Genomic DNA, 15,501 nt, shown 5'->3' on the forward strand with positions numbered 1-15,501 from the left:
ATGAACAAATACGATTACGACCTGATCATCATCGGGTCAGGACCTTCAGGGCGTTCTGCGGCAATTCAGGCAGGCAAACTGAAACGGCGTGTGTTGGTCATCGATCGCAAGGACCGTTTTGGTGGCGTCTCTGTCCATACCGGTACAATTCCGTCCAAGACCCTGCGCGAAACGGTGCTGAACCTGTCGGGCTGGCGCGAGCGCAGCTTTTATGGGCGTTCCTACCGGGTAAAGGATCAGATTCGTGCAGAGGATCTGAAAGCCCGCCTGCATATGACCCTCGACCATGAGGTCGACGTCTTGGAGCATCAGTTCAACCGGAACCACGTCGAAACTCTGGACGGTTTGGCCAGGTTTGTTGGACCGCAAGAAGTAAAAGTCGCAACCGATGCCGGAGAAACAACGCGAGTGACGGCCGCGAAGTTCCTGATTGCGACAGGCACGAAAACCTATCGCCCGGATTATGTTCCGTTCAACGGCAAAACCGTGGTCGATGGTGACGAATTTCTGGAAATGGCAGAGATTCCGCGCTCGCTGGTTGTCATCGGTGCCGGGGTCATTGGCGTGGAATACGCCACAATGTTTTCGGCACTGGACGTCCGCGTCACGTTGATTGAACCCCGCGACACGTTTTTGGATTTCATCGACAGCCGGTTGATCCACGACTTCACCCACCAGATTCGGGAAAACGGTGTCGACCTGCGTTTGGGCTCGGCTGTCGAGAAGATTGAAGACGCCGGCGAACATGTGGAAGTGACCCTCGACAACGGTCGCCACGTTCGTGCTGAAATGCTTCTGTTCGCGGCCGGGCGCATGGGAGCGACGTCCAAACTCAATCTGGATGCCGTCGGGCTGGAGACGGACCACCGCAACCGGATCAAGGTCGACCGCAAGACCTATCAAACGGCTGTGCCGCATATCTATGCCACAGGCGATGTGATCGGACATCCGTCACTGGCGTCAACTTCTTTGCAACAGGGGCGAGTGGCTGCCTGTCATGCGCTCGAGACGCCCACGCTGCCGGAAAGCCCGTGGTATCCGTACGGCATCTATTCAGTGCCCGAAATCTCAACCTGCGGAATGTCAGAAGAAGAATTGCAGGAGCGCAACATACCCTACGAGGTCGGTGTGGCACGGTTCCGCGAGACGTCACGCGGGCATATCATGGGGCTGGAACACGGCATGTTGAAGATGCTGTTCTCGCTAAAGACCCGCAGGGTGCTGGGCGTTCAGATCGTCGGTGAAGGCGCGACTGAACTGATTCACATCGCGCAGGCCGTGCTGAACCTGAAAGGCACAGTGGACTACTTCGTTCAGAACACGTTCAACTACCCGACACTTGCCGAAGCTTACAAAATTGCGGGCCTGGATGCGTTCAACCGAATGCCCATACCAGAGGAATTCAAGGTAAAAAAGAAACCCGCGGAACCGGCAAAGAAAGAGGCGAAGAAAGCGTGACGACGCTGTACGTCGATGGCGATGCCTGTCCAGTAAAGGCCGAGGCCGAACGGGTCGCAACGCGACACAAAGTGTCGATGGCGCTGGTGTCTAATGGTGGTCTTCGACCATCGGCCAACCCGCTGGTGCAGGTCATTGTCGTTTCCGAAGGCGCCGATGAGGCCGACAAATGGATTGCCGAACGCTGTGGAGCGGGGGATGTCGTCATTACGTCCGACATCCCTTTGGCTGCAAAATGCGTCGAAGCGGGTGCGCGCGTGCTGCGCCCGAACGGTGAAACCTTCACCGCGGCGAATATTGGTCAGCAACTGGCCATGCGTGATTTGATGGCCGATCTGCGCGCGGCCAATCCGTTGGGAACCGGCGGTGGTGGTCGACCGTTCGGCAAGGCAGACCGCTCGCGATTTCTGGACGCCCTGGAACGGGAATTACGTGCCGCCAGACGGGGATAGCCAAGGCGGCGGCCTGCCCAAATTACTGACGCGAAATCAGAAACGCCCGTTTACAAGTTCTTCATAAGAAAGCACCCTGTAATTGAATTCTGGCCAGGCCATTCGAATACGGAGACTGCATTATGAAAGTACAGGGCACCCATTACCGGTCGATTTGGTGGGACAAACCGGCAGGTGAGGTTCGGATCATCGACCAACGATGGTTGCCGCATGATTTTCGGGTCGTAACCCTGAAAACGCTGGATGAATTCGCGGCTGCGATACGGGATATGTGGGTCAGGGGTGCGCCCCTGATTGGTGCGACCGCTGCGTTTGGAATTGCCGAGCAGATGTCTCGGGACAGTTCGGAAGCTTCCTTCGACGCTGCGTATGACGTTCTGCACACAACCCGACCCACCGCAATCAACCTGCGCTGGGCATTGGACAGATGCCGAGAAGCGCTGATGCCACTTGCTCCGGGTGAGCGGGCCGAGCGGGCCTGGGCGTTGGCGCAAGAGATCGCGGACGAAGATGTTGAAATCAATGCCTCGATTGGCCGGCACGGGCTGGAACTGATCAAGGACATCGCCGCCCGAAAACCCGCCGGTGAGCCGGTACGGCTGTTGACCCATTGCAACGCGGGATGGCTGGCGACTGTGGACTGGGGCACCGCGACAAGCCCGATGTATCACGCGCATGACGCGGGTATCCCCCTGCAAGTCTGGGTGGATGAAACCAGACCGCGCAACCAGGGCGCACTGACCTCCTGGGAATTGGGTGAGCATGGCATTCCCCATCGTTACATCGTGGACAATGCCGGCGGTCATTTGATGCAGCACGGCTTGGTTGATTTGGTGATTACGGGCACAGACCGAACCACGGCCCAAGGTGATGTTTGCAACAAGATCGGGACTTATCTGAAAGCTTTGGCTGCACGTGACAACGGTGTGCCATTTTACGTCGCCCTGCCCTCTCCTACGATTGACTGGACAGTTCGCGACGGTGTGGCCGAAATCCCGATCGAGGAACGTGACGCAAGGGAAGTAACCCATGTCATGGGGGTTGATGGGCAGGGGAATATCTCGGACGTACGCGTGACGCCAAATGGCACAGAAGGTGGCAATCCTGCCTTTGATGTCACACCAAACCGTCTGGTGACGGGGCTTATCACCGAGCGCGGCATCAGCGAGGCTTCTGCCGACGGGCTTGCCCGGTTGTTTCCCGAACGGGCTGGTTAATACTTTGTTTAGCGCAGTCCTGAATTGTGCAATCGCCCCCGCGGATCATGCACCCGCTTAACTTGCTGAGAATGAATGATGATTGAAAACTGGTACAGGGCCGATGAGGCACGAAAATGGCGGGTTCAGGCCGGAACAGATCCCGCAGATCAGGAACTGGGCGAACGTGTCTACACCTCGCGGCTGATCGGTCAGAACCCGGACCTTCTGATGCATGGTGGAGGCAACACGTCAGTCAAGCTGGAACGCCCTGATCTGTTCGGCGATCCGCGGCGTGTTCTGCATGTCAAGGGGTCTGGGTGGGATCTGGACAGCATCGAGGCGCCGGGCCTGCCAGGTGTTTGGCTTGATCCTTTGATGAAACTGCGCGCGCTGGACCACCTTTCAGATGCGCAGATGGTCAATGTTCAGCGCGCCAATCTGCTGGACTCGGGCTCACCGAACCCCTCTGTAGAAACACTGTTGCATGCGTTTCTGCCGCACAAATATGTGGATCATACGCACGCGACACCCTTTCTGGTGCTCGCCAATCTGCCAAACTCCGAGGAGGTTTGCCGCGAGATTTTTGGTGACCGATTGGGCATTGTACCCTATATCATGCCTGGCTTTGGGCTGGCCAAAAAGGCGGCCGAGGTGTTTGACAAAAACCCGAATGTCGAAGGACTTCTGCTGCTTCAGCATGGGCATTTTACGTTCGGCGCGACGGCGCAGGAAAGCTATGACCGGATCGTGGCCCATACCAACGAAGTCGCTGCCTATTTCGGAATGAAGGACCTGACGACAATTGGCCGTCGCGATCCGGCTGAGAATCTTGAGGTATTGCCGATCCTGCGCGGGGTCATTGCCGAAGTTGCAGCCCAACGGGATGACCCGATGCCGGTTTTTGACCTCCGCAACGGGCCGGATGTCATGCAGTTTTTTGATCGTCCGGATATTGATTCATTGGCCCAGCGAGGCATGGCGTCGCCGGATCATGTATTACGGACAAAAGGCTGCCCGCTTATATTGCGAGCATCGGATTTGTCTGGGGGCCGGGCGCGGATCAAGGCGAAGGTCGCAGAGTTTGCCAAAGACTATCGGGAATATTTTGAACGGCAGGCCCCGCAGGCCGACGAGCCCAAGAAACTGCTGTCCCAAGACCCCAAGCATGCTTGGATCGAGGGTGTTGGGATCATTGGAATAGGCCCAAACGCGAAGGCTGCCTCGACAGCGGCGGATCTTGCGGAGCAAAACCTGCGAGTCCGATCAGTGGGCGAAGACGCGGGCGGGTTTTTCCCTATCAATGAAAAAGATCGCTTTGATTGTGAATACTGGTCGCTGGAGCAGGCGAAGCTGGGCAAAAGCTCACCACCTCCGCTTCAGGGTAAGATCGTGATGGTGACTGGCGGTGCAGGGGCGATAGGTCTGGCGACCGCCAAGGCCTTTGCTGATGCCGGTGCAAATGTCGTTCTGGTGGATCGTGATGAAGGCGCGTTGGCCGAGGCCAAATCGACCCTTGGCACATGGCATTCGACATACGCTTGCGACGTAACCGAAAGAGGCGCCGCGGATGCCGCAATAGCCGCGGTGATACACCGGTTTGGTGGGCTCGATGTAATGGTGTCAAATGCCGGGGCCGCGACCTCGGGCGCATTGCTGGATCTTGGCGAAGAGGAATTCCGTGCTGCTTTTGAACTGAATTTCTTCGCGCACAAGGCGTTTGCGACACAGGCAGCCCGAGTTATGCAAGCTCAGGGCCGCGGCGGTCAGATCCTGTTCAATATCTCGAAACAGGCGATCAACCCGGGCCGGAACATGGGGGCCTATGGCACGCCAAAAGCCGCCACCCTGTTCCTGTTGCGCCAGTTGACACTTGAATTGGCCGAATATGGAATCCGTGTGAATGGGGTGAATGCAGACCGAATTCGGTCTGGCCTGCTGACGGATGGGTTCATTCAGGAACGCGCTGCCGCACGTGGCGTTTCCGAGGAGACCTATATGTCAGGCAACCTGCTGGGCCGCGAAGTCGAGGCAAAGCACGTCGCAAATGCCTTTGTTGCATTGGCGCTGATGGAACGCACCACCGGTCATGTCGTGACGGTGGATGGCGGCAACACCGAAGCCGAACTTCGGTAACGCCTTTGCCCGATTGTTTCCCTGCCTGTGGTGTACCGATGTGCCTCAGGCAGGAACTGCGGATCGGTCTTCACGGATCGGCAGGTGTACTATCGCGCTGAAGGCACCGATCGCGACCCCGATCCACCAAACCATGTTGTAGTCGCCATACTGGTCATACATGCGACCGCCAAGCCAGACGCCCAGGAAGCTGCCGATCTGGTGGCTCAGGAAGATAAAACCATAGAGCGTGCCCATATAGCGCAGACCGTAAAGATGCGCGACGAGACCCGAAGTCAGCGGCACGGTAGCCAGCCAAAGAGATCCCATCATCAACGAGAATACGATGACCGTAAGTGGTGTGATCGGGAACAGGATGAACAATGCCGCGGCAATCGTCCGGCCCGTATAGACTGCGGCCAGAAGGTATTTCTTGTGAAAGTGATTGCCGGCCCAACCTGCTAGAAGCGTACCGCCGATATTGGCCAGACCGATCAATGAAATCGACACCGCACCAAGCGCCGATGTGGAGGTGATACCGATGGAATGCAGTACACCTCCGGGCTGGATTGGCCCGCACATCTCGGTTACGAAAGCCGGGAAATGCGCGGTGATGAAGCCCAGTTGATATCCGCAGCTGAAAAACCCCAGAAAAATGAGAGCGTAGGAAGGATCGCGGAACGCCTTGCCCAGTATCTCGCTCATGCTTTCTTCCAGCTCAGCCTTCAAGATCGTCTGTGGTGCGCGCATAAAGGGCAAGGTCAACACAAGCGCAAGAATCGCCACGGCGAACACGACAAAGACGTGTTGCCATGGCAAGAATGACAGCAGCCATTCCGCCGTTGGCGCCCCCACAACCTGCCCAAAGCTGCCCGCGGCGGTAACGATGGCAAGCGACATGGACCGGTTTTCGTCGGCAGACGCGCGACCGACGACCGCCAGAACCACACCAAACCCGGTCCCGGCGATACCGAAACCCACCAGCCACGCATACATCTGATGTTCGAACGGTGTGACAGACCACGCTGTCAGCACCATGCCGGCCGCGTAGGTGAGAGCGCCAAGAATGATGGCTCGTCGGTCGCCTACCTTTTCGGCAATAGCGGCAAAGATCGGCTGTCCGATACCCCAAGCCAGGTTCTGAATTGCAATCGCCATTGAGAAATCGGTCCGCAGCCAGCCGAACTCATCCGCTATCGGAATCTGGAATAAGCCGAAAGAGGCGCGCACGGCGAAACTGACCGTGACGATGATGCATCCGACGATCAGGATCGGATTCAACAAGCGGGCGTATTGGGGCATGGGACCTCAGGCATTGCGTCCGAAGGACCGTATTAGTTTTGGTGTCAGCGTCAATTCAGCAGATTTGCGGTCACGGATATACAAAATTGATGTGTCGCCAAAAATGGCTTCTTTTCAACAGGCGAGGTGACGGGTAAGGCTCAGATTCATGACGGATCTAATTTCGCTCTACGAGGCCCGCATCGCGGATGGAACCCTGACACGCGACGACGCGCAAGAGGCCGTTCTGCCTCAATTCGAACGTATCCGAGCCGCTTTGTCCGAGCCGGTCAAACGCGGGTTCTTCCGCAAGGCACCTCCGCCCCCCAGAGGACTGTATCTATGGGGCGGTGTCGGGCGTGGAAAATCGATGCTGATGGATATGTTCGTCGGTACGCTGAGCGACATCCCCGCACGACGTGTGCATTTTCATGCTTTCATGCAGGAAATCCATGCTGGAATGCACAAGGCACGACAACAAAATGTCGAGGATGCCCTGGCACCAGTGGCGAAAGAGGTGGTCAATTCAGTTCGCTTGCTCGCATTTGACGAAATGCAGATCACCGACATTACGGACGCAATGATTGTCGGGCGGCTGTTTGACTTGCTGCACGAGGGCGGCGTAGTCGTTGTAACCACGTCGAACAGGCATCCCGACGATCTGTACAAGGATGGGCTGAACCGGCAGCTGTTCCTGCCTTTCATCGCGCATATCAAAGAGCAGTCGCAGGTGTGGGAATTGGTGTCACCCACGGATTACCGGCAAAACAGGTTGGAGGGTGCCCCGGTCTACTTCACACCGATTGGCCCAGAAGCCCGGCAGAAAATCAGAGAGGTCTGGACAGATCTTGCCGGTGGACCCGCAGAACCGCTTTTATTGCAAGTCAAAGGCCGTGCCGTTGAACTGCCAGCCTTTCGCAACGGAGTGGCCCGGGCTTCATTTTATGACCTGTGTGGGCGCATGCTGGGACCGGGGGATTATCTGGCGATTGCGGAAGAAGTGAAGGTGCTGGTGCTTGAGGATATCCCGCGCCTGTCGCGGAACAATTTCAACGAGGCCAAGCGTTTTGTCACCCTGATCGATGCGCTCTACGAAGCCAGGGTGCGATTGATCTGCTCGGCCGCGGCCGAACCCGAGATGCTGTATGTCGAAGGCGAAGGGACATTCGAGTTTGAACGCACCGCATCGCGCCTGCGGGAAATGCAGGATCAGGATTGGGGGCAACTTAGGCGCTGATCCGCCCGTATCGCGTGCCCCACCCAAGACTATGTCAGCCAGGTCAAGGGGCTGGAACGCGCCTACGCGTTTTCTTGCAGAATTTTTCCGGCCAGATAAAGCGAACCGCAGATCAGAACACGCGCCTGTGGGTCATTGTCCGTGATCACTTTCAATGCGTCCGCTACGCTGTCTGCGGTGGATGCGGGCAGGTTGACCTTGGTCGCAGCCGCAGCGGTTTCTTCTGCACTAAGCGTCGCCGCTTCGCCCGGAATGGAGACGGCTGTAAGGCTTGCGGCCTTCTCAGCAAGAGGTGCGAGATACCCGGTCACATCCTTGGTGTTGAGCATGCCGCAAATCATGTGGGTCGGTTTTAGTGGCAGATTCGTCAACACATCCGCCAACGCGACACCTGCGGCGGCGTTATGACCACCGTCCAGCCAAAGCTCGGCCTGCGGGGCCTGATCTACGAGCGGGCCGGATTTCAGACGCTGCATGCGTGCCGGCCATTCGGCTTTGGTGACAGCGGCTTCGTATGCGTTGTCGCCCATGTCCAGGTGACGTAGAACTGCCAACGCTGCGCCGGCGTTCTGAACCTGGTGCGCGCCCAGAAGGTTGGGCAGAGGCACATCGCGTAAACCTGTTTCGTCCTGATAGATCAGGCGCCCGTTTTCTTCCTGCACATGCCAGTGCTGCCCATGGACCAGCAAAGGCGCACCCAAACGGGCGGCGTTGTACTCGATGACCTCAAGCGCTTCGTCCTGTTGTGGGCCGACAATGCACGGAACGCCGGGCTTGATTATACCCGCTTTTTCCGCCGCGATCTTGCCCAAGGTATCACCCAGGAATTGTTCATGATCGATGGATACGGGTGTAATAACTGTGACGGTCGGGTTTTCGATCACGTTTGTAGCGTCCAGACGCCCGCCCAGCCCGACCTCGAGCAGTGTGTAATCTGCTTTGGCACGGGTAAAGGCCAGCAGGGCAGCACATGTGGTGATCTCAAAATAGGTGATGTTTTCACCGCCGTTGGTAGCGTAGCATTCATCCAGAACCGCCGTCAGTTCTGTTTCCGAGATCAGCTCTCCGGCCAATCGAATGCGTTCATGAAATCGTGCCAGGTGCGGCGACGTATAAGCGTGTACCGAGCGTCCTGCCCCCTCAAGCCCCGCTCTGATCATCGCCTGAGTCGAGCCCTTGCCGTTGGTGCCGGCAATATGAATGACCGGCGGCAGTTTAAGTTGAGGATTGTCCAGCGCCGCCAGCAAACGCCAAACGCGGTCCAAGGTCAGATCAATGATCTTGGGATGCAGCGCCATCATCCGGTCGAGGATGGCGTCAGACGTCTTGGCCTTCATTTTGGATCTGTCTCTTCCACTGGGGCCTCGATTGCGTCGGCTGGTTCCGGTGCGGGTAGATCACCCTTGATCGCAGGGTGCAGCTTCATCAGCATGCGCGTGATGGTGATCAACTCGTCACGCAATTCGGTACGTTTGGTGACACGGTCCAGCATACCGTGATCCAGCAGGTATTCGGCGCGCTGAAAGCCTTCGGGTAGTTTTTCGCGAATCGTCTGCTCGATCACGCGAGGTCCGGCAAAGCAGATCAGCGCATTGGGTTCCGAGATGTGGACATCGCCCAGCATCGCATAAGATGCAGTGACCCCGCCAGTCGTCGGATGAGTCAGAACAACGATATATGGCAGGTTGGCTTCTTTCAGCATCTCAACTGCCACAGTGGTGCGCGGCATCTGCATCAGGCTGAGGATGCCTTCCTGCATACGGGCCCCACCGGCAGCCGAGAAAAGGATCAGAGGACGCTTGAGTTTTACCGCTTCCTGCGCGGCAGAGATGATCGCGTTGCCGACATACATCCCCATCGATCCGCCCATGAACGAAAAGTCCTGGGCTGCGGCCACGATTGGGGTGCGGCCAATTTCACCCAAGGCGACCAGCATGGCTTCCTTTTCGCCGGTCTTTTTCTGCGCTGCTTTCATGCGGTCGGGATATTTCTTCTGATCGCGGAATTGCAACGGGTCGTCTTTTGGGGTGGGCACCTCAACCTCGGCAAAGACTCCGCCGTCAAACAAGTGCTTGAACCGTTCACGCGGCGTGATCGCCATATGGTGGTCACACTGTGTGCAGACATTCTGGTTTTCCGCCAACTCGCGATGGAACAGCATCGTTCCGCATTCGTCGCATTTGTGCCAGAGGTTTTCGGGCACTTCGCGGCGTGAGAAGATCGAGTTGATCCGGGGGCGGACGTAGTTTGTGATCCAGTTCATGTCGGAACCTTGGCTTGTGCGGTGTTGACGTCAAATAGGACGCCACGGAAGGAATTGCAATCAACGCCTGAGCGCAAGTCGCGCGGCCAGCCAGCAAACGAACATCACAGCCAGGTCCACCAGAAGCCAGGGACGAAGCTGCTCGGCGTCAGATGCGTCGAACGGAAGGGTAAACAGGGCCAGCCCGTTCAGGTTGTCAGGCAACGAGATGAACAGCAACGCAATGATGTTGTTGAAAAAATGCAACGCAATAGCAGGTCCCAGTGTTCCAGCCCGGGCCGTCAGGTCCGACGTCAACAGACCGAAAACGCAAGCCCATAGCGCAATCAGCAGCGCATTGTCGCCAGCCATGTCGGGCGTGTAATGTCCAACGGCAAAAAGGATTGAGGGTACCCCCATCCAGATGACAGGAGATTGGAATCTGGCTGCCAGAGTTTGCTGGATATACCCTCTGAACAATAGTTCTTCGGCGCTGGTCTGTACCAGAACAACCAACGCCGAAACCGGCAACAGAAGAAGCCAGGTCGACAATGGCAGGTTCTGCGATAGAGATCCGCCGAAGCCATAAGGCGGCAACAAGAACCCGACCACACCCAAAATAAGAAGTGCTTTCAACACTTTCAGGAATTGCCCCGCTGCCAATCGGTACCCGCCGATGATAGACGCCAAAGACCTTTGCTGAACTTGCCGCGCGGCGACTGCCACGCCTAGAATGATGAAACCGAAACTGGCCAACAGCAACAGCAGCTCGAGGGGTGAACTGCCCATCAAAAGCGTCTGCGCCCAGCTTTCCGGCCCCATCCCGGCGATCACGGTAAAAAACACGATATTCAGAACGCTGACCAGCACTGCAACCAGCAAGAGCCCCAGCAACAGGCGCCAGATTTCCGGTTTGGCGCGTGCCGTTTCGACCAAATTGCTATGAGCGGTATATGCTTTAGGCATTTTTATCCGTGCTTTCCGGAGTCACCTGATCCGCAATGGCAGGGAGCAGCTCCTCAGGGTTCTGTGCTGCGTTGATTCTTGTGGACAGCGTAGTCAGATACCCCGCGACAGTCTGCAGCAATTGTGTTGCAACCGAAGCGTCGCTTTCGACCACGGCACGCAGTTCCTCTGCACCGATACGCAGGAAACTACAGTCTTCGATGGCGACCAGATCCAGTTGTCTGGGTTCTCCTGTAATGATGGATAGATCACCGATCAGACGCCCGGGCTCGATGATCGAGATTGGGCGTTTTGTTCCATCATCCGCAGGCCAGTCCAGTCTGGCCCGACCTGAGATGCACAGATACGCCGCGTCCGGTGCCTGACCACGCGAGAAGATGACTTGCCCAGCTGCAGCCTCGTACCATTGCGCTGAGAAGGCCAGCAGTCGCTGGTTGCGACCGTCCACGCCGGAAAACAACTCAGTGGCGGATAGGATTTCAAGCTTTCGGCTCAGGTCGTCCGAAGTGCTGTCTTCTTTTGTTGAAGAAGTGCGTGATACTCCGTCGATACGACCTTCTTTGATTTCCACAAACAAATCATAAGCTTCGGGATGTGCAAAGTGATCTTCCATAAAGATCATAATGGAATCCGGCAGCAACTCCCGTAGCTTCAGGCGGGTGCGCAGTCGGCTTTCAGAATCGTGACTTGCCAGAGCCTTATCCAAAATCAGGATGTCAGGACGCTTGATACCGGCGCGAGAGAAAGCGGCACGTTCCTGAAAGACGGTCGGCAGATTGTTCCCGCCCAGACCCGTTGGCAGATCATAAATGATGGCCGCTGCCCGGCGTCGCAAGCCGGCTTCGTTCATGGCTTCGGCCACGACGTCTTCTATGTCGTCTGCATGTGCACCTGCCATCAAAGACACCCGGCCGTAGATCGCATTTTCCAATACTGTCAGGCGTGGCACATAGATATCCGGCGCAACCGTTATGAACATACCACCCATCGCATCCCGCAGCCGCTTGGCCTGACCTTTGCGAATGGCAAGAATCTTTTCCTTGTACTCGTCCGGAAAGTCCGGACCGATCTGTTCTGCCGTCAACAGGAACGGCACCGTCAATAGCAATGCACGCTCCTGATCGCTCACAGCCATATCACCTTTGGCTTTGCGCCGTTCTTCGATATCCAGCAATTTGTGATACATGTCCTTGGACATACCAAGCCTTAGGAAAAGCGGGTGATCCGCTCCGTCCCTCCCGAAGGTCTTGCTGAGCGTATCCATAACGGCCTGAGAGATACTAATCACGTCGTCAGCCAGATCATGGGCGCTGAGCATCTGAACGAACCGTTCGTCACCTGCCAGAATGTCCGGAGATATGTCCCTGGATGGTGCCGCGAACAACAGGTTGCCGCCCAGCGGAACTGCCGGGTTGAAGCGATCGGGGTCAAACCGGTACACATAGCGGTCAAGCCCCTTTTCCGCCAGGCGCTTGGCGATTGTCCCTCGTAGATTGACCACTTCCTGTGCCAGAACCGGGTGAATTTCGGGGTCAAACTGCGTACGCAATGTGCGGCGGAACATGAACTCATCAATGCCCATCGCTTCCACTAGCTGGAACCACCAGTCACGTATGTCTTCGATATCGTCAAGGCCAGCGAGACCCGGATCAATCCATTCATCGCCCAGAGAATCCGGTGAATTGCCTGCACGAACAGCTTCGATCTGCCACCGTGTCGGGGCTTTGAGCGTTTCTGCTTCATGACGTGGGTGCGTCCGCAAGGGCATCATGAGGTTATCGCCCAACGTCCCGTCAAACAGGTACGGGCGCGAATAGGCATAGCCGATCCGGGCCGCAATGACGGACTGATGCAGGCCACGTAGATTGTGTCCGGCCATGATCACCTCGCCCTGCACCGGTAACACTTCACGTGTCAGGAGCTGCCCCAACGCACTACGCTCCGACGCGTGTGAAGACTGAATCGCGACACGCGCGCCACGTGGAATGGTCAGATCGAGATCTTCTAGAACGGTTTTACCATCAATATCGCGGACCGTCACATTTCGCAGCTCGATATCGCCAGTCAGACGCGGGATGGTTTCAGGTTCACCCTCGAACAGCTCTTCCGGTATCATGTTATCCGGAGCAAATCTCTCGGTGACGATCTCCCACCGCAAAGACATGTCCTGCACCTGGTTGTAATAGGTCAGCAGATCCTTCCATGGGCCGCTCAGATCCTTGTAGGCACCCAATGCAGCAACCAGAGCGCCTACGGTCACTTCACCGGTAATCGCCAGATATCCACCCACTGAATAAAACAGAAAGGGCGTTATCTGAGTAATCAGATTGTTGAGGAACTTCATGAAGAATTTTTTGTTGTAGATCTTGAAGCGGATCTCGAACAGGGTCCCCAACCGATGGCTGAATTGCGCCAGGCGATAGCGCCAACCGCCATTGGTACGCAGATCGCTGATACCCGCCGCAGTTTCGCCGATCTCCGAGCTCAGACGTCGAACTTCCTGAATGCGGTCCTTGTTCAGAAGATTGATCTGCCGCTGAAGCTTGGGGATCAGCCAGGCCTGAAGCGGGATCAGCGCGATACTGGCAAGTCCGAACCAAACACTTTGCATGAACAGGAATGTGACGATCGTCATCATCTGGCCGAACTGAAAAACCGGCTGTGCGATGGCATCCCCCATCAGGCCGCCCATCGGTTCGGCCTCGGATGTGATCATCGATACCAGCTCACCCTGGCTGGTGGTCGCGAAATAGGATTTCGGAAACCGCATCGAGCGCTGGATCAACGTATAACGCAGGCGCCGCAGCATGCGTTCCGCAAGGATGCCCTTCATCGTGTTGATGCGCATCTTCATCACACCACTTGCGATCACCGTCGCCAGGAATGCAATGCACAGTATCATCAGATACTGCACCTGCGTCACGGTGAAATTCCAGATGGTTACCGTGTCACCCGGCGCGCCGATTGCGTCGTTGATGATTTGTTTGGGCAATTCCAGCGAGGCATAAAGAAACGGGAACGACAAGACTGTCAGCAGAAGAAGAACAAGTTGCTGTTTCTTCGAATGTTTCCAAATGAAGGCAAATAAAGTGGACTCCATAACCTGGCCTTGTCATGAGCTAAACTGTTGCGTGGCTGTTTTTGGGGTGACCCACTTTGCAGGTACCAGACGGTAAGCACTGACCCTGTGTATTGCAAGAATAGACCAGTTCATATCCAACACGTCGCGCCTATCCAAATTATGGTCCGACCCCAACAGAAAACCGCAGGCTTTCGATAGCAATTTTGTTATTGCGGGTTTGTTCATGCTCTTCTCCTTGACTAACGACGGGCATTATCGGACGACGTGGCCATGAGCAGGATTCTGGATCGCTATATTCATCGCAAGATTATGGGGCGTTGGCGCCGGGCCGCGCACCAGGCCCCGTATGCCACGCAGGCAGATTTGCGGTTGCAACGAGACCAGGCCCGCGGTTTGCGCCGGCATCTTGATCATTTGATTCAGCAGGCGGACAGCCGCCTTATCCGGCCAAAGGTTGGGTCCACGCAGTTTTCCAAGCCCCTCGGGACGGACTGGAGCTGTCGCCCCGACCTTTGGCGTGGCCCCCTGACGCAACCGGGTGTGGCTTCGGCCCCGCGAAAGGCCGTTCTGGATAGGCAGGTCAGCCTGTTCCACGATTGCCCGCATTCTGAAATTGCCGTGCGGCAGGTCCGCAACAGGGAAGGCAGGGATCTGGCCCCGTTCAGTCTCGTGGTCGAGGTTTTCAGCTTTGAAGGATCCTTTCTGTCAGTTTCGGTCGAATTACCTGAGGATGCAGCAGTTAACCTCACACGCGAGCACCTTGTGAGGGTGGAAACCCTGATCGAGTGTGAAAAGCCATCGAGCGTGTTCGCGCGCCTCAACATTCAGCACGGGCCCAATATGGAGCAAGTGTTGCGAAGCCTTGATCCCACTGAGGCGTCGAATGCGGTGGATTTTGATCTGGCGCACCTCCCCCTGAATGAGCGCAGGATCGAAAAAATCTGGCTGGACCTGATTTTTGAAATGCCCGAGATGAACCGCATAGTGGTGCGGGATCTTACGTTTTGCCGTTTTCATCGCGCCGACTTGTGAGAAGATCAGACATGACGCAAACCACGTTAACCTTCATTCGGTTCGAAAACGGAAGCTGGCAAGGCCATATTCAAGCCAGCAGTGAGCCGATTCTGGAGGTCAGCTACCAGGGCGAAACCCTTAACAATGTTGACCTGTCGCCCGCAGAAGACGGATGGGATTTACGCATACAGGTGCCTGTTGCCGCCCTATCCGAAGGCGTGCACACGTTCGTCATTGCAGACGCAGCTAATGCTGAAAAACTGGGACACTTCACGGTAATCTCGGGTGAGCCTGCAGCAGATGATCTCAGGGCCGAAGTAGATTTGTTGCGTGCAGAGCTGGATATGCTGAAACGCGCATTTCGTCGTATCTGCCGGGACGGCTACTGATCCGTTCTGGCCTGTTTTTTCTATCCTTTTCACCGATTCCGTGCATCATGGTTGCATTCGAAACGGATC

Annotated in this window: 12 protein-coding genes; 7 read left to right on the forward strand and 5 right to left on the reverse strand. The window is 56.4% G+C overall.

From position 1 onward, the window contains the following. The 4 genes from sthA (at nucleotide 1) to AC2FLP_RS09135 (ending at nucleotide 5,242) form a co-directional block, all read left to right on the forward strand. The gene (sthA, locus tag AC2FLP_RS09120; RefSeq protein WP_496682829.1) at nucleotides 1–1,458 is read left to right on the forward strand and encodes a Si-specific NAD(P)(+) transhydrogenase; all 1,458 of its coding nucleotides are present in this window, start codon (nucleotides 1–3) and stop codon (nucleotides 1,456–1,458) included. Next, nucleotides 1,455–1,910, forward strand: a complete 456-nt coding sequence (locus tag AC2FLP_RS09125; protein WP_496682827.1) for a YaiI/YqxD family protein — start codon at nucleotides 1,455–1,457, stop codon at nucleotides 1,908–1,910. Before sthA ends, AC2FLP_RS09125 begins: the two co-directional genes overlap by 4 nt. 122 nt (nucleotides 1,911–2,032) lie before the next feature. Continuing rightward, complete coding sequence (mtnA, locus tag AC2FLP_RS09130; RefSeq protein WP_299897997.1) at nucleotides 2,033–3,127, forward strand: S-methyl-5-thioribose-1-phosphate isomerase; 1,095 nt, start codon at nucleotides 2,033–2,035, stop codon at nucleotides 3,125–3,127. A 75-nt stretch (nucleotides 3,128–3,202) separates the two neighbouring features. Then, on the forward strand, nucleotides 3,203–5,242 hold the full coding sequence (locus AC2FLP_RS09135) for a bifunctional aldolase/short-chain dehydrogenase (protein ID WP_496682824.1): 2,040 nt from the start codon (nucleotides 3,203–3,205) through the stop codon (nucleotides 5,240–5,242). A 45-nt stretch (nucleotides 5,243–5,287) separates the two neighbouring features. Here AC2FLP_RS09135 and AC2FLP_RS09140 read toward each other — a convergent pair whose 3' ends face one another. Further along, a complete protein-coding gene (locus AC2FLP_RS09140; protein ID WP_496682821.1) occupies nucleotides 5,288–6,523 on the reverse strand; it encodes an MFS transporter in 1,236 nt (411 codons plus the stop codon). Nucleotides 6,524–6,671: 148 nt separating this feature from the next. On the opposite strand from AC2FLP_RS09140, the gene zapE reads away from it, so the two are divergent. Then, nucleotides 6,672–7,739 carry a cell division protein ZapE gene (gene zapE, locus AC2FLP_RS09145; protein ID WP_496682818.1) on the forward strand — a complete coding sequence of 356 codons (1,068 nt, stop codon included), beginning with the start codon at nucleotides 6,672–6,674 and terminating at the stop codon, nucleotides 7,737–7,739. Between the two features lie 62 nt (nucleotides 7,740–7,801). On the opposite strand, the gene AC2FLP_RS09150 is transcribed toward zapE, so the two are convergent. From AC2FLP_RS09150 to AC2FLP_RS09165, 4 genes are read right to left on the reverse strand one after another with little or no spacing between them, the layout of a single operon-like run. Next, the gene (locus tag AC2FLP_RS09150; protein ID WP_496682815.1) at nucleotides 7,802–9,076 is read right to left on the reverse strand and encodes a bifunctional folylpolyglutamate synthase/dihydrofolate synthase; all 1,275 of its coding nucleotides are present in this window, start codon (nucleotides 9,074–9,076) and stop codon (nucleotides 7,802–7,804) included. Further along, entirely contained in the window at nucleotides 9,073–10,002 is a 930-nt protein-coding gene (gene accD / locus AC2FLP_RS09155; protein ID WP_299897979.1) for an acetyl-CoA carboxylase, carboxyltransferase subunit beta, read from the reverse strand. Before accD ends, AC2FLP_RS09150 begins: the two co-directional genes overlap by 4 nt. Nucleotides 10,003–10,062: 60 nt before the next feature. Beyond that, nucleotides 10,063–10,947 (reverse strand): CPBP family intramembrane glutamic endopeptidase, encoded by an 885-nt coding sequence (locus AC2FLP_RS09160; RefSeq protein ID WP_496682812.1) that lies wholly within the window; start codon nucleotides 10,945–10,947, stop codon nucleotides 10,063–10,065. After that, the gene (locus tag AC2FLP_RS09165; RefSeq protein WP_496682809.1) at nucleotides 10,940–14,047 is read right to left on the reverse strand and encodes an ABC transporter transmembrane domain-containing protein; all 3,108 of its coding nucleotides are present in this window, start codon (nucleotides 14,045–14,047) and stop codon (nucleotides 10,940–10,942) included. The genes AC2FLP_RS09160 and AC2FLP_RS09165 overlap by 8 nt, the downstream gene beginning before the upstream one ends. 252 nt (nucleotides 14,048–14,299) lie before the next feature. Between AC2FLP_RS09165 and AC2FLP_RS09170 the strand changes: the two genes are divergently transcribed. Further along, on the forward strand, nucleotides 14,300–15,061 hold the full coding sequence (locus AC2FLP_RS09170) for a DUF6478 family protein (protein ID WP_496682806.1): 762 nt from the start codon (nucleotides 14,300–14,302) through the stop codon (nucleotides 15,059–15,061). An 11-nt stretch (nucleotides 15,062–15,072) separates the two neighbouring features. Beyond that, nucleotides 15,073–15,432 carry a hypothetical protein gene (locus AC2FLP_RS09175; RefSeq protein WP_117873128.1) on the forward strand — a complete coding sequence of 120 codons (360 nt, stop codon included), beginning with the start codon at nucleotides 15,073–15,075 and terminating at the stop codon, nucleotides 15,430–15,432. Nucleotides 15,433–15,501 lie beyond the last annotated feature (69 nt).

It is taken from the genome of Ruegeria sp. CDSA141 (genome assembly GCF_059612005.1).